Genomic DNA, 21,577 nt, shown 5'->3' on the forward strand with positions numbered 1-21,577 from the left:
CCCCGGTGTGGGTTGCGGCCCAAGCGCAGCATGTATCGCAGATTTTGTGGAACCTGCTTGACAATGCGGTGAAATTCACGCCAGACGGAGGGAACATTGCGGTGGAGGTTGGCCGCCAAGAGGGCAAACCGTTTTTGTCAGTCAAGGACAGCGGCGTAGGGATCCCTGAGGCGGAGATCGATAACATCTTCGAGCGATTTTACCGGGTGGACAAGTCTCGGGATCGAAAAACCGGCGGCAGCGGTCTTGGGTTGGCCATCGTCAAACGGTTGGTCGAACTCTCTGGAGGCTTTGTGCAGGTGGAAAGCAGGGTTGGGCAAGGGTCGACGTTTACGGTCGTCTGGCCGAAGTAAGACCTTCATGCCGTTTGCGGCGCCATGCTGTACGCTTGCTCGTGATACCTTCCCGGTTAGACGCCAACCGGTCACTTGTTCGGCGTGGCGACGATGAGGCGAAACACATCTGACAGCGCAATGCACCGCATTTCCTGAATCGCAAAGCCTGACGTTTGTAAGTTATCCATGGTCCTGCGATTGACGTTGGCTCCCGTCAAGCGGACCGTGAAGGGATTCAGCAGATGAAGTACAAGGGCGATGGGGATATGGTCGCTCAGCATATGTTCAATCATGAGGAGGTGTCCGCTCGGCTTCAGGACCCGGCGGATCTCTCGCAACCCGGCAACGGGATCGGGCACGGAACAGAACACACAGGTCGACACGACGGTGTCGAATGTATTGTCGTCGAACTGTAGGTGTTGCACATCCAATTGCAGCAGCCGTACGTTTGCACGGCATTCTTTGACCCGTTCGTGTGCGAATGACAACATGCGGGGACTGAAGTCAATGGCGGTGACGTTGAGGTCCGCAGGGTAGAATTGGAGGTTGGCACCGGTTCCAACGCCCACTTCGAGCACTTCACCGCATGCACGGCGGATCAACTCTGCTCGGTGTTTATCGGCGACCATACGATCCATCTTGTCGAAAAAGGGGGCGATACGGTCGTACCGGCGTCTGATTTTCTCCGTGGTGTCGTCCATGTCGATCACCTCTGTCTGATGGCGGTAGTCCGAGGTTGGCCTGTATCCCTTTCGGATCTGACAAGTCCCACTCATCCGAGGTGTCCAGATTGGTCTTTTGTCCGCTGGGAAAGGCGATCGTACTGGGCTTGCGATTCGTCAAGCCGACGCTTCACATCAGCCAGCTCTTCTTCCGTCGACCTGAACTTCCGGCCAGTTGAAGCATGTCGCTGATGTGTTTCATGTCCTCCGTGCATGCCTTTCATCATGAAGATCATCATCAACGGGCATGCGAGAAGAGCGACGATGGATCCAAGGGTTTGCAACATGTTGGTTCCTCCTCGACCTGATTCTTCGATCCTGTCGTACCACAAGAGTATGAAGACCATGTGAAGAGAATTGTGTACTGAGGCCAGTTTGAAGTTGCACGCCCAATAAATAAGCGTATACTTATATTTCGATGTGAAAATGGAAAATCATTCAGAGGTGGAGGTACCATGGTTATGACTGTGCACAAGGTCATCATCCTCGGGACGGGTCCGGCCGGGTTCACCGCCGCCATTTATGCGGCTCGTGCCAATCTCAATCCGCTCGTCATCGAAGGGGATCAGCCGGGCGGACAACTGACCATGACGACGGAGGTGGAGAATTTCCCCGGCTTTCCGGATGGAATCATGGGGCCCGAGCTCATGGACAACATGCGCAGACAAGCGGAGCGTTTTGGTGCGGCCTTTGTCAATGGCCAGGTCACTTCCGTTGACTTGGCGCAGCGTTCATTTCGGGTGGTCGTGGACGATTCAAAGGAGTATCTTGCCGAATCCATCATCATTTCAACCGGTGCATCGGCCAAGAAACTTGGCATCCCTGGCGAAGTCGAGATGATGGGCCATGGGGTATCCGCCTGTGCCACTTGCGATGGATTCTTCTTTCAAGGAAAGTCTGTCCTCGTTGTAGGCGGCGGGGATTCTGCGATGGAGGAGGCGACTTTCTTGACGAAATTTGCGTCTGAAGTCACCATTGTACATCGCCGCAGTGAGCTCCGTGCATCCAAAGTGATGCAAGATCGGGCACGGAGAAACCCCAAAATCAAGTGGCTGTTGAACGTGACGCCTGTTGAGGTTGCAACGGACGGTTCAAAGGTCAGTGGCCTGGTGGTGAAGGACAATCAGACAGGGGAAGTGCGGACCATCCCTGCCGACGGGATTTTTGTCGCCATCGGCCATACGCCGAACACTGGATTTCTTGCAAACCAGGTGGAAATCGATGACCGAGGTTACATTCTCACCAAGGGGCAGTCGACAGCCACGAGCGTTGAGGGAGTCTTTGCTTGCGGAGATGTGATGGATCCGCATTATCGACAGGCCATCACGGCGGCGGGAAGTGGATGCAAAGCCGCATTGGATGCGGAGCGGTTTTTGGAAAGCAATACGGTACCAGCACAGACGCAAATCATTGTCTGAGTGAATGGAGGTACGGATCGGCGGTGGTGGCGCACCGGGTGAACGCTTTGTACCAGTGTACGCCACTTCCGCTACCAATTTGTAGAAAGCGTCTGTGGAGGGGGTGGACATGTGACGCTGTCATTCGAACAGTGGGCTGAGATATACAAGGCGCTCGCCGACAAGACCAGATTGCACATTTTGGCCCTGCTCAGACACGATGAAATGTGCGTTTGCGAATTGGTCGAGGTATTGAAAATGTCCCAGCCGGCCGTGTCCCAGCACTTGCGCAGATTGAAGCAAGCCGGGCTCGTGAGAGAACGAAAGACAGCACAGTGGGTGTATTACGGTCTGGATGGATCTGTCGTCCCTTTCTTCGACAGATGCCTGGCTCAACTCCCGGATGTATCTGAGGAAATCGCTCGACTTGAGGCACAGGGATTGCGTGTGTGCTGTGAATCCAGCCCTGGTGAAGGAGCTGAATCATGACATACCTTGCATTTGGACTCTTCATTCCGACGCTCGCATTGGTCATTTGGCAGCCAAGAGGCTTGTCGATTGGTTGGCCGGCGGTCGGCGGCGCCATATTGGCTCTGCTGCTCGGTGTGGTAACTTTCCACGATGTCATCGAGGTCACCAGGATTGTATGGGACGCCACGTTTGCGTTTGTGGCCATCATCATCATCTCAACCATCCTGGACAAAATCGGGTTCTTTGAGTGGGCCGCATTGAAGATGGCTCATGCGGCCAAAGGCGACGGGCAAAAGGTGTTTTTTTATGTCACCCTGCTCGGTGCCGTTGTGGCGGCCTTTTTCGCCAACGACGGAGCAGCCCTGATTCTGACGCCCATTGTCCTCGAAAAGGTCAAGGTCTTGAAGTTTGAACCCAAAAAGATGCTTCCGTTCATCATGGCCAGCGGATTTATTGCGGATACGACATCACTGCCTCTGGTTGTAAGCAACCTGGTGAACATTGTGTCGGCTGACTTCTTTCACATCGGGTTTCTCGGTTATGCGTTCCATATGATCGTCCCTGACATTTTCTCGTTCATCGCCAGTGTCCTGGTTCTGTACTTGTTCTTTCGCAAAGACATTCCAAAGACCTACAATCCGGCTGATTTAACGAAACCGTCAGCGGCGATTACCCACGAAGGCATGTTTCGAATGTCCTGGGTCATCCTGGGTGTATTGCTCATCGGTTATATTCTGACAGAGTTGCTGCACATTCCAGTATCCACCGTCGCTGGTCTGATTGCGATCGTCTTCCTCGTTGCCGGTGCCCGTACAAAAGTCATTCAGCCATGGAATATCATTCGTGAGGCGCCGTGGGCCATCGTGGTGTTTTCCATTGGCATGTATGTGGTGGTATATGGTTTGCGGAATGCAGGTTTGACAACCGTTCTTGGTGATGTCATCCAGCGAGCAACCCACGGGGGCTATTTGTCGGGACGCTGGTCACCGGGTTTATGGCGGCGATCCTTTCGAGTGTCATGAATAACATGCCTACGGTCATGATCGATGCATTGGCGATTCACTCCACGAACGCCACGGATGTCATGCATCAGGCGCTGGTTTATGCCAACGTGATCGGTTGCGACCTGGGCCCAAAGATCACACCGATTGGTTCTTTGGCGACGCTGTTGTGGTTGCACGTTCTCAACAAAAAGGGCGTGACCATCACATGGGGGCGTTATTTCAGGACGGGGATTGTTTTGACCATCCCGACGCTGTTTATCACGCTGGTCGGTCTGTATTTATGGCTGTCGTTTGTTCGATAATCCACCACATTTTTGAAGGGAGCCCGTTTTGCATGAAGAAGCCTGTCGTGTATTTTCTCTGCACCGGGAACTCGTGCCGGAGTCAAATGGCCGAAGGGTGGGCGAGACACCTTGGGGCAGACCGGATTGAAGTTCATAGCGCCGGTATCGAGGCACATGGATTGAATCCTCGTGCTGTGGCCACCATGAAAGAAGCCGGTGTGGATATTTCGAAGCACACCTCGAAAACCATCGATCCAGACCTTTTGAACCGTGCGGACTATGTCATCACGCTGTGCGGCGATGCCAATGACCGTTGTCCGATGACGCCACCGCACGTGAAACGGTTGCACTGGGGATTCGAAGATCCGGCTCGGGCAAATGGCACGGACGAAGAGATCATGGCCAAGTTTCAGGAGGTCCGGGACGCAATCCGGAGTCGTGTACAGGCGTTCCTGGACGAACTGCCGGACGCCGCAGATTCGCACTGAACGCTTGAGAAGTCATGGCCTGATCGGGGGCCGCCCTCCGGCGGCCCCTGGTCGGACTGAGCAGGCTACTTTTGTGCTTGACTGAATTGGCTCATGAAGCTGCTGCAGGCTTGAATCATCGCTTGACCTTGCGGTGTGCTAAGCGCCTGTTGCATCATTTGTGGCGCTGGAGTAGGCAGCGTGTTGCCTTGCGTAGCGCCGGAGGCAAAGACATTCGACAGCGTTACGCCGCCAATCGCCATTCCGAGAGCAAGGACCGGCACGACCCACAGCGCACGCTTCAGCATGTGAACCATTCCCTTCGCAGGGTAAAATGGAACGTGGTGTTAGGCTACGTTCTGACAACCTGCATGGACCTGTGAACGCTACACCACCTCCATGCTAGCATGGCTCCTCGATGTCCACCTGTTGTTCCAATTCAAAGCCTACACCTTCTCCCGATGACCCTGGAGCCTCAAAGGAGTGGTCTTTTTCTCGTCCTCTTGAACCAGGTCTGAACCCTCTGAAACGGTCTTGACCAAACACCGGCACAGCTCCGGCCGGTGTTGACAACCGAGAACCATGCGTTGTAGCATATACCCCGTACCGTATATATACCCCAACCGGTATTGTGGAGCGGAGGTGAAACGGTGAGCAATGTGATCCACATTCATCCGCTCGACGTGTACGAGCGCCTGAAGCGAGGCCAGACACTCCAGATCATCGATGTCCGGGAACCGGGCGAAGTGGCGTCAGGGAAGATCCCAGGGGCCAAAAACATCCCGCTCGGACAGATTCCGATGCGGATAAGCGAGATCGACCCGAGCCTGGAGACCGTGATGGTCTGCCGCAGCGGCAATCGCAGCGCCATGGCCTGTGAGTTCTTGATGGCGGCCGGACTCAGCCGGGTCAAGAACATGCTCGGGGGCATGAACGCCTGGACTTGGGAAGTGGCCGGGAAAGGAATGCCGATGTTCTCCACCAACAGGATGAAGAACACGCCGGCGTACCCGTAGTGGGCAATCAGGTGTTGTACATGCAAGTGCATTGATCCCTCTCCCTTCACTCTGCTTTGGCGGGACGGGTCTTGCGCCGTCTTATCAGCAACACGAATGCACAGATCACGATGGCCCCAGCTACCCCATACGTGAACGGATGCGTGTAGTGACCGGTATACTCCCACTCCCGTCCCAACACCACTCCGGCCCAGGTGAGCAGGTACACCCAGGGCAAGGACCCGATGAAGCTGTACAACATAAACTTGCCGACAGGCATGCGAGCCATGCCTGCCGGAAGAGAGATGAACGTCCTGACAACCGGCAGGACACGGCCGATCAACACCGACACCGGTCCCCGTTTGGCAAACCAACGTTCCGCTTGCTCCACGTGGCGGCGGGACAGATGAACATAGCGTCCGTACCGCTCGATAGCTGCTCGCCCGCCGTACAACCCCACATAATATGCCGCCAGGGAGCCCGCCACATTGCCAAGCGTACCGGCCAATACCACGCCCCAGAGATGAAGCTGGCCACTCCACACGAGATACCCGCCAAACGGCATGATGATTTCGCTGGGCAGCGGAATACAAGCGCTCTCCAGCGCCATGGCGAAGAATACCCCGAGGTAACCCAGGCTTTGTATCCAGTTGGTGAGCAAATGTGTCACAATCCATGCACTCCAATCCCTTCATGTTTGGTCCCTTGCAAAGGGACGGATGCGTGGGGCAAAAAGTTCATCACAAGGATGAACCAAACCGAAGCAGGTACCGTCTATTCGCATGGATGGAGCACAATACGAGGAGATCCTCGGATGGGCGGGTTTCAATGCCCTGTCTCGCAGGTGGGGGTGGACCTTGGGGTGATGCGGCTTGAACGATGAGCACTGGCAGTGGATCCGGGCCGCCCAGGCCGGAGATCAGGAAGCGTTCGCCCACCTGGTCCACTCGTACAAGGACTATCTCTTTCGAACGGCCTACGCCATCCTGCGGGATCACGGGGAAGCGGAGGACGTGGTGCAGGAGGCCTTCGTGAAGGCATTCCTGTCCTTGTCCGGATTAAAAGACGAGCGGGCGTTTCCTACATGGATCACAACCATCACGACACGCCTGGCGTTGGATTCGATTCGCAGGAGGAGACCGGATGTGAGTTTGGGTGACTCCGAGGCCGTCCCGCACAGAGACCGAGGGGCGGTACCAGCGTCCGTAGCCGAACTGCGGCTGGACCTGGCGGCCGCCCTGGCGAAACTGAGCCCCGAGCACCGAGCCGTGATCGCCCTGCGGGAAATACAGGGCTTTGATTACCGGGAGATAGCTGAGATCCTCGGCATCCCCATTGGTACGGTTCGATCCCGTCTTCATACTGCACGCATGCAGTTGCGGAATCTCTTGTCTGCGCACGAGGAGAGGGGGTGACCGGATTGGATTGTGAACATCCGGAGGAGTATCTGTCCGCTTACCTGGACGGGGCGTTGTCGGAGGAGGAGCGGGTGGCTGTCGAGAGACATCTGGCCGCTTGCGTAGATTGCGAGCGCCTGTTGGCGGAACTGGCATCGGTGTCGGCGTGGGCGAAGGATGCGTTCTCTTCCATCACGGCGCCGCCGTGGCTTGAGGTTCAGGTTATGGAGCGCATCCAGACGCTGGGGCCGTCCAGGCAAGGTGTGCGGCTGGCGTGGCTCGCTGTCTTCAGCGCTGTGGCGGTCACGATGCTGGCCGTCGGAGGCATCTTCACAGCGGTGCTGTCGGTGCTGTGGGCGGTGGGGAAAGTTCTGATACGGTTTGCCGGCGGGCTGCACATGACGCTGGTGCGGATGTGGTGGGGACAAGGGTGGGGAATCATGATGGCCACCGGGCTGGGGATGGCGATCACGCTGCTCAGCCTGGCCTGCATGAAGTGGCTGATGAAACATGCATGGGATCCCAGCCCTTCACCGCATCCTTGACGTTTGACAAAGTGGGTGTCCGAAATGCACAAGCTGCTCAGGCAACAAGCATGGTGGAAAACCTCATTGTCCTTTGTGCTGGCGGCCATGTTCTTGCTCTTTGTCACGGGTCCGACACCTGTTTTCGCCGCTGACGGGCGAGACGTGGTGAGCCGCCAGGCCGTGACCATTCCGCAGGGCGAGGTGGCGGAGGATGTCCTGGTGATCGGGAACGACGCCACGGTGTCCGGTGTGGTGTACGACAACCTGGTGGTCGTCGGCGGGGACATTCACTTGACAGGGACGGCTCGGGCCGGCGTTGTAATTGATCTCGGCGGCCACCTCACCCAGGACCCAGGAGCGCACGCCAACGCCGTGTTCACGCTCTCCTTTCGGCAGCCGTTCTTGAATAGCCTGACCATCGGCTCGGCGCTTGTCGTGGCCGTGTGGACCCTGCGCCTGGCACTGTCCGCCGCCCTGGTGGCGCTGCCAGTCATTGTGGCCGTCCTGTTGCGGTCGTACTTGGACCGCCCGGTGTCCTACGTGGCGCAATCGGTCCGCCGCACGGGCCTCATGGGACTCCTGGTCTCCGTCGTGTTCGTGGCGCTCGGGGCCGTCAGCGCCATCACCGTGATCGGCCTGCCCGTCACCGCCATTTTGCTCTGTGTCTATCTGGCGCTCGGCGTGGTGGGCCTGACCGGCGTGTCCGCTTGGATCGGCCGGATGACGGTGTTTGGCGCACCCGAGCGCCCGGTTTGGTTGCAGACCCTGCTCGGCTCTACCTTTTTGATGGCGTTCGGGAACATCCCGATGGTCGGTCCTATACTTCTCACCATCGCCTGGTGGGTGGGGGTGGGCGCCGTGACGATGTGGGTGTGGCAAGGATGGCAATCCCGTTCAGGGAAGAAAGCCGGATCCAAACGTTAATCTCCGATGCGAGGTGGAACACAACGTGATGGAGTCAACTGCATGAATTCGCCAGGGGAATTTCTCCTTGCATCGTCGCTGTTGGCGATGTTTGGTGCGCAGGTGCTCAAGGTGGCGATCCACCGGCTTCGGCACCGGAGGTGGAAGTGGACGGTGTTTCTACGATCCGGTGGGATGCCCAGTTCCCATTCAGCCCTGATGAGCGCCCTCACGGTGTCGTTGTGGCTTGTTTATGGATGGAAGTCGGCCTGGTTTGCGGTGGCCTTCGTCTCATCCATGGTGGTGATGTACGATGCGGTGGGGGTCCGCCGCCAGGCCGGGGAACAAGCGATGATCTTGGAGGATTTGATTCAACAGGTGCAGAGCGCCGGCGTACCGGTGTCGGATACGGTGCCGACCACCTTGCGCCACTGGAAGCGGCAGGGCCATACGCCGAAAGAGGTAGCGGCGGGAACTCTTTTTGGTGGTGTAACGGCCGTGCTCGTCTTCTGGGTGAACTCGAGCCTGACCTAGATTCTCAACCTGAATGAAAAGGAGTCACGATATGAACCCGTTTGACCTGTCCGTGTATCATTTCGTAAATCACTTCGCCGGTCATCATCAGGTTGTCGACACTGTCATGAAATTTGTCGCCAAGGATGCGCTCGAGATTTACGCCGTCCTGTTCATCGCCGCCTGGTTCGCCTTGCCGAAGGCAGAAGAGAACAAGCGGCATGCTCTGGTCGTGTCGTTTTGCTCGGGCGTGCTGGCGCTACTCATCAATCTTGTCATCTCGCACATCTGGTTTCGCCCACGGCCGTTCACGGTGCTGCCTAAGGGGACGTACACGCAGCTCATCCCGCACGCCCCGGATGCCTCGTTCCCCAGTGACCACACATCCGGTGCGTATGCGTTCGCCAGTGGTGCCTGGGGCAAAAGTGCCAAGTGGGTGAGCTTCGTGTTCACCATCGTGGCTGTCGCGACCATGGTGGCCCGTGTGTACGTCGGGGTGCACTGGCCGACGGATGTTTTGGCAAGTCTAGTCGTTGGCGTGCTGGCGGGGCGGATCATGTGGCGGTTCGAGCGGTATATCGCTCCCATCACCGGATTGGGCCTGCGAATCTTTCGTTTGGGCCGGTACGGCAAAACGGGCCGACATGTCCGGGGTGCCGCAAGAAGTCGTTCGTAAACAAAGGTCTAGTTCACAAGACGAGGTGTATTCATGGAGCCGGTACGGCAAAACGAGCGGAAAATCGCAGGGCTGAACCCGGTGATTTTCGTCACCGGGTTGGTCAGTCTGTTTACGGATTTGTCCAGCGAAATGATTGTCCCCGTGCTCCCGTTGTTCCTGACCTCCGTGTTGCAGGTCCAGGTGGGGGAAGTCGGGGTGATTGAAGGAATTGCAGAGAGTACGGCAAGTGTGCTGAAGCTGTTCTCGGGCTGGATTTCGGACCGGATGGGCCGCCGAAAGCCCCTGATGTTGGCCGGATACGGATTGTCCAATCTGGTGAAGCCGTTGTTCGCCCTGAGCACATCGTGGGTCCAGGTGCTCGCCATCCGCTTTGCTGACCGGTTTGGCAAGGGCGTCCGGGGCGCACCACGGGATGCGCTCATCGCTGATTCGATCTCGCCTGAAGATCGTGGAAAAGCATTCGGGTTTCACCGGGCGCTCGACACGGTCGGGGCGGCTCTGGGGCCGTTGACGGCGTTTGCGGTGCTCGCCCTGTTTCACGGGAACTACCGGACTGTATTTTGGGTGTCGGCTGTACCAGGGGTTCTGGCGATTTTGCTGTTGGCGTTTTGCCTCAAAGAACAAGTGCACGAGCGTCCCGTGAATGAAAGGTCTGCATTGCCAAGGATTAGCTTCCGCCCTTTGGGCAAGCGGTTCATGGGGTTTTCGCTGATTGCCACCTTGTTTGCTCTCGGTAACTCGTCCGACGCCTTTCTGATACTCCGGGCGCAGGACGTGGGTATGGCGGCCAGTCTCATCCCGCTGGCGTATTTCACATTCAACGCCACGTACAGCGTGTTTGCGATGCCAGCCGGCGTGTTGTCTGACCGAATTGGCAGGCGAACCGTCCTGGTGTTGGGATACCTCATTTTCGCCGCCATTTATATGGGATTTGGCTTGGTGAAAAACAGCGTCTGGATTTGGGGACTCTTTGCCGTGTACGGGCTCTACTACGCCGCCACGGAAGGGATACAGAAGGCGTATGTCGCCGACCTTGTGCCGAGAGGACAGCGGGGGATGGCGATGGGAACGTTTAATGCCCTGACGGGGTTGGCCACACTTCCGGCGAGTATCCTCGCAGGCGGATTGTGGCAGAGTTTCGGCCCGATGGCCACGTTTGGGGCCAGCGCCATCTGTGCGGTACTGGCGGCAACCCTTCTGGTGGTGTTTCGCATCTGAGGCGGCTTATGACGGGAGAGAGGATTGTGTTGAAAAAGTTCGCCTGTTGTTTGACGGCGGTCACTGGAGTATTGGCTGGATGCGGTGGTCCTACCACCCCGGCGTCCGAGAATGCTAGCAACATGGTACAACCGCCCACGGTGTCGTCCGCTCCGGCACCGGGACACATGCCGACGGTTCGGCCTCCAGAGCACATCGTGATCGTCATCGAAGAAAACCACTCGTACGGGGAAATCGCAGGCAATGCAAAGGCTCCCTACATCAATGCGCTGATGAAGCAGGGGGCCACGTTCACGAACTATCACGGGGTGGAGCATCCCAGCCAGCCGAATTACCTCGACCTGTTCTCCGGGTCAAACCAAGGCGTCACCAACGACTCCTGCCCGCACACGTTTTCAGCGCCCAATCTGGCCAGCGAACTGGCAGCCGCCGGTCTGTCCTTTACTGGGTATTCGGAGGATCTGCCATCGATGGGATACACGGGGTGCAGCAACGGGCAATTCGGACTGCCTTTGGGCGCCACGTACGCCCGCAAGCACAATCCATGGGTGAACTTCACCAACGTCCCGCCGTCAGATAACCTGCCGTTTACGAGTTTTCCAAAGGACTTGTTCAAATTGCCGACGGTGGCGTTTGTGATACCGAACCTGCAGCACGACATGCACAGCGGTTCCATTGAAGCCGCAGACACGTGGCTCCGGCAAAACATACAGCCATACGTGGAGTGGGCTAGGTCGCACAACAGTTTGTTGGTGGTTACCTGGGATGAGGATGATGAGTCGGCCGACAACAGGGTCCCCACGATCTTCGTGGGGCCCATGATTCGCCCCAGAACCTATTCCGAGCGGGTGAACCATTTCAACCTCCTGCGCACCATCGAAGACCTGTATGGACTTCCTCCCCTGGGACAAAGCGCCCATGCGGCGCCGATTGCGGATGTGTGGCGGTAAAGAGGCGGGGAGGAGATGACTATGCGGCGTTTCGTCCGCCGACTTGTAAAGCCCTTCATATTCCTCTTGGTGGCGGGGTGTGTTTCGTGGTACGGACTGAAGGTGTACTTTACACGGGTTCATCCGATTGCTCCCAAGGTTCGGCAGGAGGTGTTGGCGCAGATTGAAGCGCATGAGAGTCGGTTTCTCACCTATGACCAGATTCCTGAGGTGTACCGAAACGCTGTGATAGCGACCGAGAACCGGAGTTTTTTCAGGAACATCGGCGTGGATTTTCAGGGCATTGCACGGGCGATGTGGGTGGACATTCGACAACGGCAGCCCATACAAGGGGGATCGACGATCACGCAGCAATTGGTCCACAACACCCTCTTGAAGAATATCCCCAAATCCCTGTCGTGGAAGGTGAAGGAAACCCTTTACGCTATCGGACTCTACAATACGTTGAGCAAGCAGGAGACGTTTGCGTTGTATGCGAATGACATCTAATTCGGGCAGGGTGCCTACGGTCTGTACGCTGCGGCGCAGACGTATTTCGGGAGGGCGCCCTCGGAGTTGAACGCTGGTGAGCTAACTTTGCTCGCCGGGTTGCCGAATGCCCCAAGCGACTACAATCCATTTCGCCACATGGAGCTGGCCCGAGAGCGGCAGCGGATCGTCGTGCAAAGCATGGTGGACGACGGGGTCATCACGCAAGCGCAGGCGGAGGAGATTCTCCGAGAGCCCATTCGTCTGCGGTCAAACCGGTGAGCCATTGCGGAGTCATGACGATGGTTGGTGACGGGCTCTTCTGTAGCAGGAAGCCCAACACCCAGAGGGCAACAAACACCCCGATGCCAAGGACCACAGACGGTGAGAAACGGTGTGGCACTCCGGCGTACAGGCTTGCGACGCCAATGTAGTAAGGCCAGATGGACACCGCCGCAGTCCAGAGATAATCCCACAACCGGATGGAGTCTAACAGACCCGCCGCATAGTTGACGATTGGAGCGGGAATGGGCAGCAGGCGTGCAAACAGCAATCCGACGGCGCCCTGTCGTTGCACGCACGATTCGACCCTGATCCAGTGTTCTTTGGTGACAAACCGCTGAATCAGCGGGGCGGCGATATGGCGGGCGAGGACAAACGTGATGAGGGCCCCAATCACCGTGCCTGCCCAGGCGCAGAGGACACCCAGCAGAACCCCGTACAACTTCATGTTGAGAATGAGAAGAAACTCCCCTGGGATGGGGACGACGGAGATGACCGCCATCAGGCCGATGGAGAATGCCATTCCCCAGGGACCCCAGTCTCGCAGGAGGTTGGTTATCGTTCCGTGCCGGTCCAGGCACAGGATTGCAATCACAAGAGCCACTTCGAGAAGGAGAGTGCCCGCACCTGTTATCCAGTGAGGGCTGCCTTGTTCGTGTTGAAACGGGATGGCGTCCATGATCTCCGTCCTTTGCAAGAAATGATTGTGTGTGGCGTCCACAACAAGAGACGGTTGGGGTTGGCAATTGGTTCAGACCCCGTAATCATTTCACATGACAGTTTGAGATCGGGGACATTTTCCGCAGCGGACGATGTGGTATGGTGATTGCAGAGGGTTCTGAGGGGAGTGGGTGCGGTGCCAGCCAAGGACAAACCGAGGCCAATCGGGTATGAGTTCGAGATCACGTTGTGTGGGGTCCATCCGACCGTGTGGCGGAGATTTCGGGTGCCTGCCGACATCACATTTCAGCGTTTGCATGAAGTCATCCAGATTGTGATGGGGTGGACGGATTACCATCTGTACGAGTTTCGGTACGGGAACGTCCGGATCGGGATTCCGGATGATGAGACCTTTATCCTTGATGCCACACACTTCGATGCGAGGCGGAAACGGCTTCCATCTTTCGGTTTCGACCGCAACGACGTCTTGGGTTACCTGTACGACTTTGGCGATGACTGGATGCATACGTTGCATTTGGTGATGCCGATTTACCATCTCCCTGATGAACGGGCGTACTTTTGCGTCGACGGTGAAAATGCGTGCCCACCGGAGGACGTCGGTGGTTGGATGGGATACGAGCATTTTTTGCATGTCATCGGGGATCCAAATCACCCGGAGCACGAGGCCATGCAGGTCTGGAGCGGTGGCCACTTTGACCCGTTCCGGTTTGACAAGGATGCGGTGAATCGGGTGTTGCGTGAGCGGTTTGAACAGCGGTGAATTGAAAAGTGCTATCGTAGGTACAGGGAAACGAACTTCGAATCGATATTTGAATGAAGATCGGGGTATGGCCTCATAATGACAGGATCCGGGTTCGGGCTGGGGGAGTCCTTCACCTTTGTGACACGCACAACGACAACATGAACGGGGGTATGCAACGCCATGGACACTCACTTCATGCGGCATCTGTTAGCTACCATCGCTTACCGAGCAACGAAAGTGATTGAAAACGCCCCGGAGCATTATCCGGCATTCGATGCAGGGCAAGGGGTTCGCACGCCTGTCGAAATTCTGCATCACGTGTGGGATGTTCTCCTTATTGCTTATCGGGATCTGTGTGGTGGTGAACGAGTTGAGGTTCCTGTTGCGGACTGGGGAACGGAATTGGAACGGTTTTATGATGTATTGAGTCGCTTGGATGAGGCAGTTGCAGGTGGAGCTCAACCACAAAAACGGTCGTGGGAACAAATTTTGCAGGGCCCACTGTCTGACGCTCTGACACACATCGGTCAACTGGCCACACTCCGTCGGTTGGCAGGAGACCCAGTGCCGCCTGAAAGTTATTTGAGGGCACAGATCCAGATAGGCAGGATCCGGCCTTCATAAGGCTGGTGGAAGCTCGGTGGTTGTTGACCACAGGGCCTGCAGGTTGTGACGAATGCAATGATTATCGAGACCACTCGGGAGCGGTGACCGTATTCTGTCATGAAGTCAGTGATGAGATTCGGCTCAAACTCCTGGAACTTCAGGATGTAGAAGGTTTGTTTGTATTGATAACAGAATGGGCGAGACGGTTCGAGCGAGCGTGTAGGGACTAGCGAGAGAGGCAGCTACAACATAGATTGATTTCATCACTGATAGATGACCCATCCGACAACAAAGCTGGCGATGCCAAAGGCGAGGGTAGACCCAATTACGTACCAAAACGTGGTGTATTGTACACGTGAATTGTTTCGCTGGTGTGTTTCTCTCCTCATGTTGATGACGGACAGTGCGCCTCCGGAGATGGCTGCAGTTAGACTAAACCTTACATCGTGGTGTGAAGGCACCGCATGAACTTGTCGAAAGGATGTGTCAAGCGCTTGGAGAGTGATTTGGCGGAAGGCTTGTGGCAGGAAGGGCAGGAAAAGATGGAGAGGTACCGAATCAGGCCCTGTATGATGGTGACTATAGATTCCTGGTCACTCACAAGGGATGAATGGGTCCTCGGGGCCGTAGGCTTGCGCTCATACCTTTCTTAACCTCACTCACAATTACAGTGAACAGGGGGATTATGAATCTGAGTATCATAGTGGTTCCGTACGATCCAGGTTGGCTTCAGGCATTTGAAATGATCCGGAGCTATGTCAGCCCGGTCTTATCAGATATCGTTGTTGCGATAGAACACGTTGGAAGTACGTCGGTTCCAGGGCTGGCAGCTAAGCCTATTGTGGACATAGACGTGGCAGTGGCAACTCGAGACGATGTATACGTTGCAATTCAAAGGCTGGCGAGCCTCGGATACATTCACGAAGGGGATTTGGGGATTGCGGGACGAGAAGCTTTCATTCCTCCAAATGGATTGCCTCCACATCATTTGTACGTCTGTACGGCTGATAACACTGAGTACGAGCGGCACATTCTGTTTCGGGACTATTTAAGAAGTCATCCGGAAGAAGCGGAACTGTACGGTGCATTAATAAGAGAATTAGCACAGCGTTTCCCCAACGACCGTGCTTCCTACACAAACGGCAAGAGTGAATTCGTGAACGCAATATTGAAACGGGCGGCTTGGAAACCCCAATGATCCAGAATGGCCGATCTACGATTCAGCCAGCACCTTCTGGTAGTGATGTTGTGTCTTTGTTCGCTCGTATCCGAGTTTCGGATAGAAATGATGCGATTCGGGTCGCTCGGTTCCCGACCTGAGACGAACCACTCGATATCCGTTGTCCAGAGCCCACTGTTCAGCCTTCAGCATTAGCATTCGGCCCACACCTTGCTGACGATATTGACGGTCAACAACGATTCCCCGTATTTCGGCATAGGGGGCAGAACTGAGCGAATGGATGCCATGCACGTGTATCCATCCGACAACGGCGGAATTCTCCTCGACAACAAACAGTTGGTGCTCCGCCAACCGGCACAAACGCTGGAACCGTTCCTCAACTTCTTCGGTGCGAGCTGGATAGCCAAACTGCTCGCACAGTACAGTGACCTGTTCGATATCCTGGGGCTTCATCTTTCGAATTTCCATTTGACCACTCCTCTGACTTTGACTTCGCCTTTGCTACCGGTAATTCCTCTCAGGTGACGCATGGCCCAGTCACCATCGAAAAGTCTTCAGCGGAAGGAAATGTATGGTGAAATATTGAAACAGTGAATGTACACGAACTGAATCGGCCGTTGCAACAAACCAGGAACTGTACATTGGTAAGCGTCAAAGCCCCCACACCTTGCGTTTCTCCAACCGTCGTGCGACAGTCATGGACGGCAACAATCAGCCCCGCCAGGAAACCCAGCGGGGCGATTTCTCATGCTATCCTTTTTTCCCACGCCTCCGGATTCGTTCCGGCAGGCGGTCCGACCACGGGAGCAGCTCATCCATCGCTGCACGGTCATCCGTTCGGATGTTGGGCAGCCACTCAAACAGATGTTCCAGGTACAGATACGGGTCCAGCCCGTTCTCCTTGGCTGTCTCCACCAGGCTGTACGCGATGGCGCTCGCCCTCGCACCCTGTGGGGTGTTGGCAAACAGGAAGTTCTTGCGACCAATTACAAACGGCTTGATTGACCGCTCGCTCCGGTTGTTATCCAACTCCAGATGGCCGTCCTCCAGGAACACCACCAGCTTCGGCCACTGGTTCAGGCAATACGAAACCGCCTTGCCCAAAGCACTCTTGGGCACCACCTGTCCGCTCTGCTCCTCAAGCCATGCCAAAAACTCGTCAAGCACCGGCCGGCTCAGCCTCTGCCGTTCGGCACGACGTTCCTCTGGTGTCTCGTCTTTCAAACCGCGCTCAATCTTGAACAGCCTGTTGCAGTACTCAAGCCCAATCCGGGCCGCTGTCGGTTTTTTCCGTTCGGCTGTCGGCAGAGCTGTGAGCGCCTCGTCGAACTTGCGCCTCGCGTGTGCCCAGCACCCCACCAAGGTGACACCCTCGATGTCGTGGTATCCGCTGTACCCATCCACATGCAGGTAACCCTTGAATCCCCCGAGGAACCGCCTTGGATGCTCCCTCGAGCGGGTCTCCTGGTAGTCGAACAGGACGATGGGGGGCCCATCCCGGCCGCTGCGGTACAGCCACATGTACGACTCCGACTCGGCCGCCCGTCCAGGCTCGTGCAGCACCTGTAGCGTCGTCTCGTCCGCGTGCAGGTACTTTCGTGAAAGCATCTCCTCGTGCAGTCGGTCATACACCAGGCTAAGCCATCGTGTCGCGCCTATCACGACCCAGTTCGCTAAGGTCTGCCGCGACAATGCCAGGCCCTTCCGGGCGAACTGCTGCTCCTGCCGGTACAGTGGCAATCCGTCCACGTACTTCTTGTCAATCACATGTGCCAGCATCGAGGCGGACGCCAGACTGCCCGGGATCGGGGGCCTGGGCATCTGCGCCTTGACCATCGGTGTTTCGGTCCCATGCTTGTCACACGGCCGGCACGCGTATTTATACTGCACATGTTCGACCAGCACCGTCTGAGCCGGGATGTGCTTGAGCTCACGACGGACCTCAGCGCCCACCTCGTCCATGACTGCGTTGCAGCACGAGCAGATCCGCTCTTGCTCCGACAAACGGTATTCAATCCGCTCCACAGGCAGATCTGCGAGCATGGCCTCCCGCTGGCCAGGCTGTTTCTTGCGTCGTTGATACGTAACCGTCTCGACAGTGGGTTCCTCTGCCTCCGGTTGCGCCTCCGCCTCGGCCTCGTTAAACACCAGGTCCAATCGAACCTGGTCCTCTTTCGTGCGTTCGCTGGATTTCCCGAAATGCCGATGGCGGGCCAGGCGAAGCTCTTCCAACAGCAGCTTCACCTGCTTTTTCAGCTCCGCGTTTTCCCGCTCCAACGCTTCGTAGCGTTCCTGCAGGGATTCCGGTTGGTTGGTGGTCACCGTCGTCGTGTTCATCATGCAAAAGGACTTCGACGCAGCCGCCGAAATCCCTTGTTAGAAAGGCATCTTTTGCGATTTTCCCCGTCACACCACTCTCTTGGCTGAGACCTGCGGGTGGGCCTTCTGCTGGGTGAGTGACAGCCCGTCCAGCAGCCAGTTCAGTTCCCGTCGGCCAATGACGACAGTCTTGCCGGCACTGGTGTCAGGCCATTGAAACCGTCCACGCTCCAGGCGTCGGTAATACAGCCAGAAGCCGTTGTGCTCCCAGTACAGGATTTTCAGCTTGTCCCGCTTCCGGCTACAAAAGACGAAAATGCACGGAGAAAACGGATCCAGCTCGAAAGACTCCTGAACCAAGGCTGCCAAGCCGTCGATGGATTTGCGCATGTCTGTGCTGCCGCATGCCAGGTACACACGCAGTTCCGGTCCGGTACCGATGTTCAGCATAGGCCGGACAACGTGCGTACCACATCGCGCAGCAGTTCAGTGTCGTAACCGGGTGTGACCTCGATGATGGCCGGGCCCACTCGGACGGACAGCGGCTTGTCCACCTCTCCGGTCGGTTCCTGGACATGAATGGGGACAAAACGAGGCTGCGGCTCGACCTGCTCCGCCTTGAACTTGCCCACCCAATACCACAGCTGGTGCTCCTTGATCTGGTGGGCAGCACACCATGCGGCGCCCGTCTGTCCGCTGGCCCGGAAGTCGGCCACGCGGGCGCGCCAAAGCTCACGAAGCTCTTCCAACTCCGCTTTCGTCACGATGATCCCTCCATGATTGGGTTCTGGGGGAATCATCTCGCAGACCAAGGCTTGGCGCTAGGTGCGGACTATTTGACGCTACTGAGAAAATGGACAAAAAAGAGAATACTCCCTCTTGTGCAGTTCTCGAATGGTTATTTATGTATATTGATTCAGGAGGCTTCCCCAGTGATGACAACTTGTACGCCCAATTGCTTCAGCCGATGCACGTGGCGTCGAATCAACGTTTCTCGATTCTGCCGATCGTAGTAATCAGGTCCCAGGTCTTGATAGGCAACCTTGTGCTTAAGCAGGTGGTATACGATGACCAGCAGGGTGTGCGCCAGAGCGACCGCTGCACGTTTCGTTCCCCGGCGCGCAGCAATCCGGTGATATCGGGCGGAAAGGCGGGTGTTTTTGCCTCGGGCGGCAGCGCGTGCGCATTCGATCATCGTTTCTCGCAACCATCCGTCACCCTTGCGTGTTTTTCCACTGTATCGTTTTCCCGCACTCTCGTGGTTCCCGGGACACAGTCCTGCCCAGGATGCCAGATGCGCTGCGGTCGGAAACCGACTCATATCCGTCCCGACTTCCGCCACAATCATTTCTGCCGCCTTTCGCCCAACCCCCGGAATCCCCTCGAGACGCGCCAGGTCTTCTTCAAAAGGGCGCATCCGCCGCGCTATCTCGGCGCTCACTTCCTCGATTAACTCGTCTAACTCATCAATGTGTTGAAGCTGAATGGCCAGCAGCTTCCGCTGATGAGGACGCACAATGCCTTTGAGCGCCTGCTCAAGCTCCTTCGTCTTGTTCCGCAATCGGCCTTTCGCGAGAGCAGCCATGCTTTGTTCGTCGGTGTTCCCAGCGATGAGTTCTTCCAGCATCGCACGCCCGCTCGCACCGAGCACGTCCGAAGCGACCGATGCCAGCTTGATATTCGCGCCTTCTAGGACTTTTTGGAGTCGGTTCACTTCACTCGCACGCTCGCGAATGAGCGACTTCCGGTAACGAATCAACTCACGCAACTCTCGTTGCTCACGCGAGGGAATGTAGCTGCCCTTCAGAAGTCCATGTTGCAGAAGCTGCGCGATCCACTCCGCATCTTTGACATCGGTCTTACGCCCGGGTACCTGTTTGATGTGCTGTGCGTTCACTACAAGAATTTCAAGCCCCTGGTCCTCTAATAGGTTGTAAATCGGTTTCCAGTACACGCCGGTACTCTCCATCGCCACATGTGTGCAGCCGTGTTGGCGAATCCATTGGCACATCGCTTGGAGATCTTCCGTCATCGTGCCGAATGTGCGAATCTCTTTGCCTTCAGGGGTGAGTACACACGCAACAACCTTCTTCTTGTGCACATCCAGCCCGCAGCAACGTTCATGCACGACTTCCATTCCACGGGCACCTCCATCGAGCGAACAATCGCAACCGCGTGGCGACCGATGATCCGAATTCTACTGTGCGTGCATCCCGTAGGGGAGCGACAAACCGTGGTTCTCGAGGTCGCCGGCTCCGTCTTACGATCGGGCTTTATGCACCACCGTCAAACGAGCTCTGGCGGCTGCTGACGCGATCGTATCGCAATATCTCCTCATTTTCATGCTCCCGTGGCGTCGAAGTTCGACATGGATGTCTTACGTACATTGAGAGGGGGATGGATGTTCGAATGGGCGACTTACGCTACCCCATTGGTATGTATGAGCCTGTCCTCGAGGTAAGTGGTGAGGACAGGAAACAGTTGATCAGAGAGGTGGAAATTCAGCCTGCAATCCTGCGTGCCACGGTTGAAAAACTTACATCGGAACAGATGGAAACCCCGTATCGTCCTGGGGGATGGACGATTCGACAAGTGGTTCATCACTTGGCGGATAACAACATGAACGCATACATACGGTTCAAGCGGGGTCTGACGGAAGATACGCCAAGCTCACCGTCGTATCGGGAGGACTTGTGGGCTGAACTGCCCGACTATCGTCAGATTCCTGTTGGCGAGTCCCTGACCCTGCTGGATGTCTTACATAGGCGCTTTGCGGTTCTACTGTGGGCCCTCAATCCTCAAGATTTCCGCCGTACCGTCGCCCATTCAACATTGGGGGTTATCAGTCTCGACACGGCGCTACACAGGTTTGTATGGCATAATCGGCACCACATCGCTCAGATTACGAGATTGTGCGAACGTATGGGTTGGTGAAAGGTGTGCAAATATGGCCTTGAAGAGCCTCGAACAGCGGGTCGCCGATCTGGTTGAAGCAGCACGATCTCTAGGGTTGCCTGTGACTGATAGCCAAGTCCTGTCTGACAGAGGAAACTTGATCGTGCGTTTGCTTCCCTGTGATTGTGTGGCCAGAGTGCTGACTCTGTTCGGGGACGAAGATCCGTCATATTGGCGAGCCGTTGCAGAACGTGAAGGGGCGGTGGCACAGCACCTTGCCGGGCAGGGTGTACCAGTGGTTTCGCCGGTCACCACCATTGCCCCAGGACCGCACTCCGTGGGCACCACTTAGTTTACCCTGTGGGACTATATTTCGTCAGTTGGCGATACAACCCTCTCCATTGACCAAACCTATGTGCTATTGGAGAAGCTTGCAAGCGGATTGATAACATATCCTGGTGACCTGCCGGTCTTGGGCGATTGGATCCCGGCTTCTGGTGCGATCGAGAATATATCTGGACTGCACGGTGACAGTGTGAACG

At 56.5% G+C, this 21,577-nt stretch carries 26 protein-coding genes and 2 pseudogenes; 18 read left to right on the plus strand and 10 right to left on the minus strand.

Annotation, left to right across the window (positions count from 1 at the left end; translation table 11 throughout):
* On the plus strand, positions 1–353 hold a 353-nt coding region (locus N687_RS0100005; RefSeq protein ID WP_029419914.1), incomplete at its 5' end, for a sensor histidine kinase.
* Between the two features lie 71 nt (positions 354–424).
* Here the strand turns inward: N687_RS0100005 and N687_RS0100010 are convergent.
* Both N687_RS0100010 and N687_RS0100015 read right to left on the minus strand, forming a co-directional pair.
* Positions 425–1,036, minus strand: a complete 612-nt coding sequence (locus tag N687_RS0100010) for a class I SAM-dependent methyltransferase (RefSeq protein WP_029419915.1) — start codon at positions 1,034–1,036, stop codon at positions 425–427.
* Between the two features lie 71 nt (positions 1,037–1,107).
* Positions 1,108–1,344: a DUF2933 domain-containing protein gene (locus N687_RS0100015; RefSeq protein ID WP_029419916.1), complete on the minus strand. Its 237-nt coding sequence runs from the start codon at positions 1,342–1,344 to the stop codon at positions 1,108–1,110.
* Between the two features lie 180 nt (positions 1,345–1,524).
* On the opposite strand from N687_RS0100015, the gene trxB reads away from it, so the two are divergent.
* The 4 genes and pseudogenes from trxB (at position 1,525) to arsC (ending at position 4,701) form a co-directional block, all read left to right on the plus strand.
* The gene (gene trxB, locus N687_RS0100020; RefSeq protein WP_029420757.1) at positions 1,525–2,475 is read left to right on the plus strand and encodes a thioredoxin-disulfide reductase; all 951 of its coding nucleotides are present in this window, start codon (positions 1,525–1,527) and stop codon (positions 2,473–2,475) included.
* Positions 2,476–2,586: 111 nt separating this feature from the next.
* Positions 2,587–2,943 (plus strand): ArsR/SmtB family transcription factor, encoded by a 357-nt coding sequence (locus N687_RS0100025; RefSeq protein WP_029419918.1) that lies wholly within the window; start codon positions 2,587–2,589, stop codon positions 2,941–2,943.
* Positions 2,940–4,231, plus strand: a pseudogene (locus N687_RS20445) (arsenic transporter). The gene N687_RS0100025 and the pseudogene N687_RS20445 overlap by 4 nt, the downstream one beginning before the upstream one ends.
* A 32-nt stretch (positions 4,232–4,263) precedes the next feature.
* Positions 4,264–4,701: an arsenate reductase (thioredoxin) gene (gene arsC / locus N687_RS0100035; protein WP_029419919.1), complete on the plus strand. Its 438-nt coding sequence runs from the start codon at positions 4,264–4,266 to the stop codon at positions 4,699–4,701.
* Between the two features lie 65 nt (positions 4,702–4,766).
* Here the strand turns inward: arsC and N687_RS24255 are convergent, their stop codons facing one another.
* A complete protein-coding gene (locus N687_RS24255; RefSeq protein ID WP_029419920.1) occupies positions 4,767–4,988 on the minus strand; it encodes a hypothetical protein in 222 nt (73 codons plus the stop codon).
* A 342-nt stretch (positions 4,989–5,330) separates the two neighbouring features.
* On the opposite strand from N687_RS24255, the gene N687_RS0100045 reads away from it, so the two are divergent.
* Positions 5,331–5,696, plus strand: a complete 366-nt coding sequence (locus N687_RS0100045) for a rhodanese-like domain-containing protein (protein ID WP_081841016.1) — start codon at positions 5,331–5,333, stop codon at positions 5,694–5,696.
* Positions 5,697–5,742: 46 nt separating this feature from the next.
* Here N687_RS0100045 and N687_RS0100050 read toward each other — a convergent pair whose 3' ends face one another.
* Positions 5,743–6,345, minus strand: coding sequence for a DedA family protein (locus N687_RS0100050; RefSeq protein WP_231493355.1), 603 nt, complete (start codon positions 6,343–6,345; stop codon positions 5,743–5,745).
* A 202-nt stretch (positions 6,346–6,547) separates the two neighbouring features.
* Here N687_RS0100050 and N687_RS0100055 point away from each other — a divergent pair, with 202 nt between their 5' ends.
* The 8 genes and pseudogenes from N687_RS0100055 (at position 6,548) to N687_RS20455 (ending at position 12,612) form a co-directional block, all read left to right on the plus strand.
* Positions 6,548–7,090, plus strand: a complete 543-nt coding sequence (locus tag N687_RS0100055; protein WP_029419923.1) for an RNA polymerase sigma factor — start codon at positions 6,548–6,550, stop codon at positions 7,088–7,090.
* The gene (locus tag N687_RS21765; RefSeq protein WP_029419924.1) at positions 7,087–7,617 is read left to right on the plus strand and encodes a zf-HC2 domain-containing protein; all 531 of its coding nucleotides are present in this window, start codon (positions 7,087–7,089) and stop codon (positions 7,615–7,617) included. The genes N687_RS0100055 and N687_RS21765 overlap by 4 nt, the downstream gene beginning before the upstream one ends.
* Positions 7,618–7,683: 66 nt before the next feature.
* Complete coding sequence (locus N687_RS0100065) at positions 7,684–8,523, plus strand: hypothetical protein (protein ID WP_156039978.1); 840 nt, start codon at positions 7,684–7,686, stop codon at positions 8,521–8,523.
* 42 nt (positions 8,524–8,565) lie between these two features.
* A complete protein-coding gene (locus N687_RS0100070; RefSeq protein WP_029419926.1) occupies positions 8,566–9,036 on the plus strand; it encodes a divergent PAP2 family protein in 471 nt (156 codons plus the stop codon).
* Positions 9,037–9,067: 31 nt separating this feature from the next.
* A complete protein-coding gene (locus N687_RS0100075; protein WP_051662810.1) occupies positions 9,068–9,691 on the plus strand; it encodes an undecaprenyl-diphosphatase in 624 nt (207 codons plus the stop codon).
* A gap of 33 nt (positions 9,692–9,724) precedes the next feature.
* Positions 9,725–10,912, plus strand: coding sequence for an MFS transporter (locus N687_RS0100080; protein WP_051662811.1), 1,188 nt, complete (start codon positions 9,725–9,727; stop codon positions 10,910–10,912).
* Positions 10,913–11,034: 122 nt separating this feature from the next.
* Positions 11,035–11,862, plus strand: a complete 828-nt coding sequence (locus tag N687_RS0100085; protein WP_081841019.1) for an alkaline phosphatase family protein — start codon at positions 11,035–11,037, stop codon at positions 11,860–11,862.
* Between the two features lie 21 nt (positions 11,863–11,883).
* Positions 11,884–12,612 (plus strand): annotated as a pseudogene (locus N687_RS20455) (transglycosylase domain-containing protein).
* Here the strand turns inward: N687_RS20455 and N687_RS0100095 are convergent.
* The gene (locus tag N687_RS0100095; protein WP_051662812.1) at positions 12,551–13,135 is read right to left on the minus strand and encodes a TVP38/TMEM64 family protein; all 585 of its coding nucleotides are present in this window, start codon (positions 13,133–13,135) and stop codon (positions 12,551–12,553) included. The pseudogene N687_RS20455 and the gene N687_RS0100095 overlap by 62 nt on opposite strands.
* A gap of 333 nt (positions 13,136–13,468) precedes the next feature.
* Between N687_RS0100095 and N687_RS0100100 the strand changes: the two genes are divergently transcribed.
* The 3 genes from N687_RS0100100 to N687_RS22665 all read left to right on the plus strand — a co-directional run bounded on the left by N687_RS0100100 (position 13,469) and on the right by N687_RS22665 (position 15,839).
* On the plus strand, positions 13,469–14,053 hold the full coding sequence (locus N687_RS0100100; RefSeq protein ID WP_051662813.1) for a plasmid pRiA4b ORF-3 family protein: 585 nt from the start codon (positions 13,469–13,471) through the stop codon (positions 14,051–14,053).
* Positions 14,054–14,215: 162 nt separating this feature from the next.
* Positions 14,216–14,659, plus strand: a complete 444-nt coding sequence (locus N687_RS23595; RefSeq protein ID WP_156039979.1) for a hypothetical protein — start codon at positions 14,216–14,218, stop codon at positions 14,657–14,659.
* A gap of 667 nt (positions 14,660–15,326) precedes the next feature.
* Complete coding sequence (locus tag N687_RS22665) at positions 15,327–15,839, plus strand: GrpB family protein (protein WP_081841022.1); 513 nt, start codon at positions 15,327–15,329, stop codon at positions 15,837–15,839.
* A 15-nt stretch (positions 15,840–15,854) separates the two neighbouring features.
* Here N687_RS22665 and N687_RS0100115 read toward each other — a convergent pair whose 3' ends face one another.
* From N687_RS0100115 to N687_RS0100135, 5 genes are all read right to left on the minus strand, one after another.
* Positions 15,855–16,289 carry a GNAT family N-acetyltransferase gene (locus N687_RS0100115; protein ID WP_029419933.1) on the minus strand — a complete coding sequence of 145 codons (435 nt, stop codon included), beginning with the start codon at positions 16,287–16,289 and terminating at the stop codon, positions 15,855–15,857.
* Positions 16,290–16,571: 282 nt separating this feature from the next.
* Positions 16,572–18,158 (minus strand): IS66 family transposase, encoded by a 1,587-nt coding sequence (gene tnpC / locus N687_RS0100120; protein WP_029419934.1) that lies wholly within the window; start codon positions 18,156–18,158, stop codon positions 16,572–16,574.
* A 69-nt stretch (positions 18,159–18,227) separates the two neighbouring features.
* The gene (gene tnpB, locus N687_RS0100125; RefSeq protein WP_029419935.1) at positions 18,228–18,590 is read right to left on the minus strand and encodes an IS66 family insertion sequence element accessory protein TnpB; all 363 of its coding nucleotides are present in this window, start codon (positions 18,588–18,590) and stop codon (positions 18,228–18,230) included.
* Positions 18,584–18,904: an IS66 family insertion sequence element accessory protein TnpA gene (gene tnpA, locus N687_RS0100130; protein ID WP_029419936.1), complete on the minus strand. Its 321-nt coding sequence runs from the start codon at positions 18,902–18,904 to the stop codon at positions 18,584–18,586. The genes tnpB and tnpA overlap by 7 nt, the downstream gene beginning before the upstream one ends.
* Before the next feature lie 152 nt (positions 18,905–19,056).
* Complete coding sequence (locus tag N687_RS0100135) at positions 19,057–20,277, minus strand: IS110 family transposase (RefSeq protein WP_029419937.1); 1,221 nt, start codon at positions 20,275–20,277, stop codon at positions 19,057–19,059.
* Positions 20,278–20,549: 272 nt separating this feature from the next.
* Here N687_RS0100135 and N687_RS0100140 point away from each other — a divergent pair, with 272 nt between their 5' ends.
* Positions 20,550–21,074 (plus strand): YfiT family bacillithiol transferase, encoded by a 525-nt coding sequence (locus N687_RS0100140; protein ID WP_029419938.1) that lies wholly within the window; start codon positions 20,550–20,552, stop codon positions 21,072–21,074.
* Positions 21,075–21,577: the final 503 nt, after the last annotated feature.

The organism is Alicyclobacillus macrosporangiidus CPP55 (assembly GCF_000702485.1).
Lineage (GTDB): Bacteria > Bacillota > Bacilli > Alicyclobacillales > Alicyclobacillaceae > Alicyclobacillus_H > Alicyclobacillus_H macrosporangiidus_B.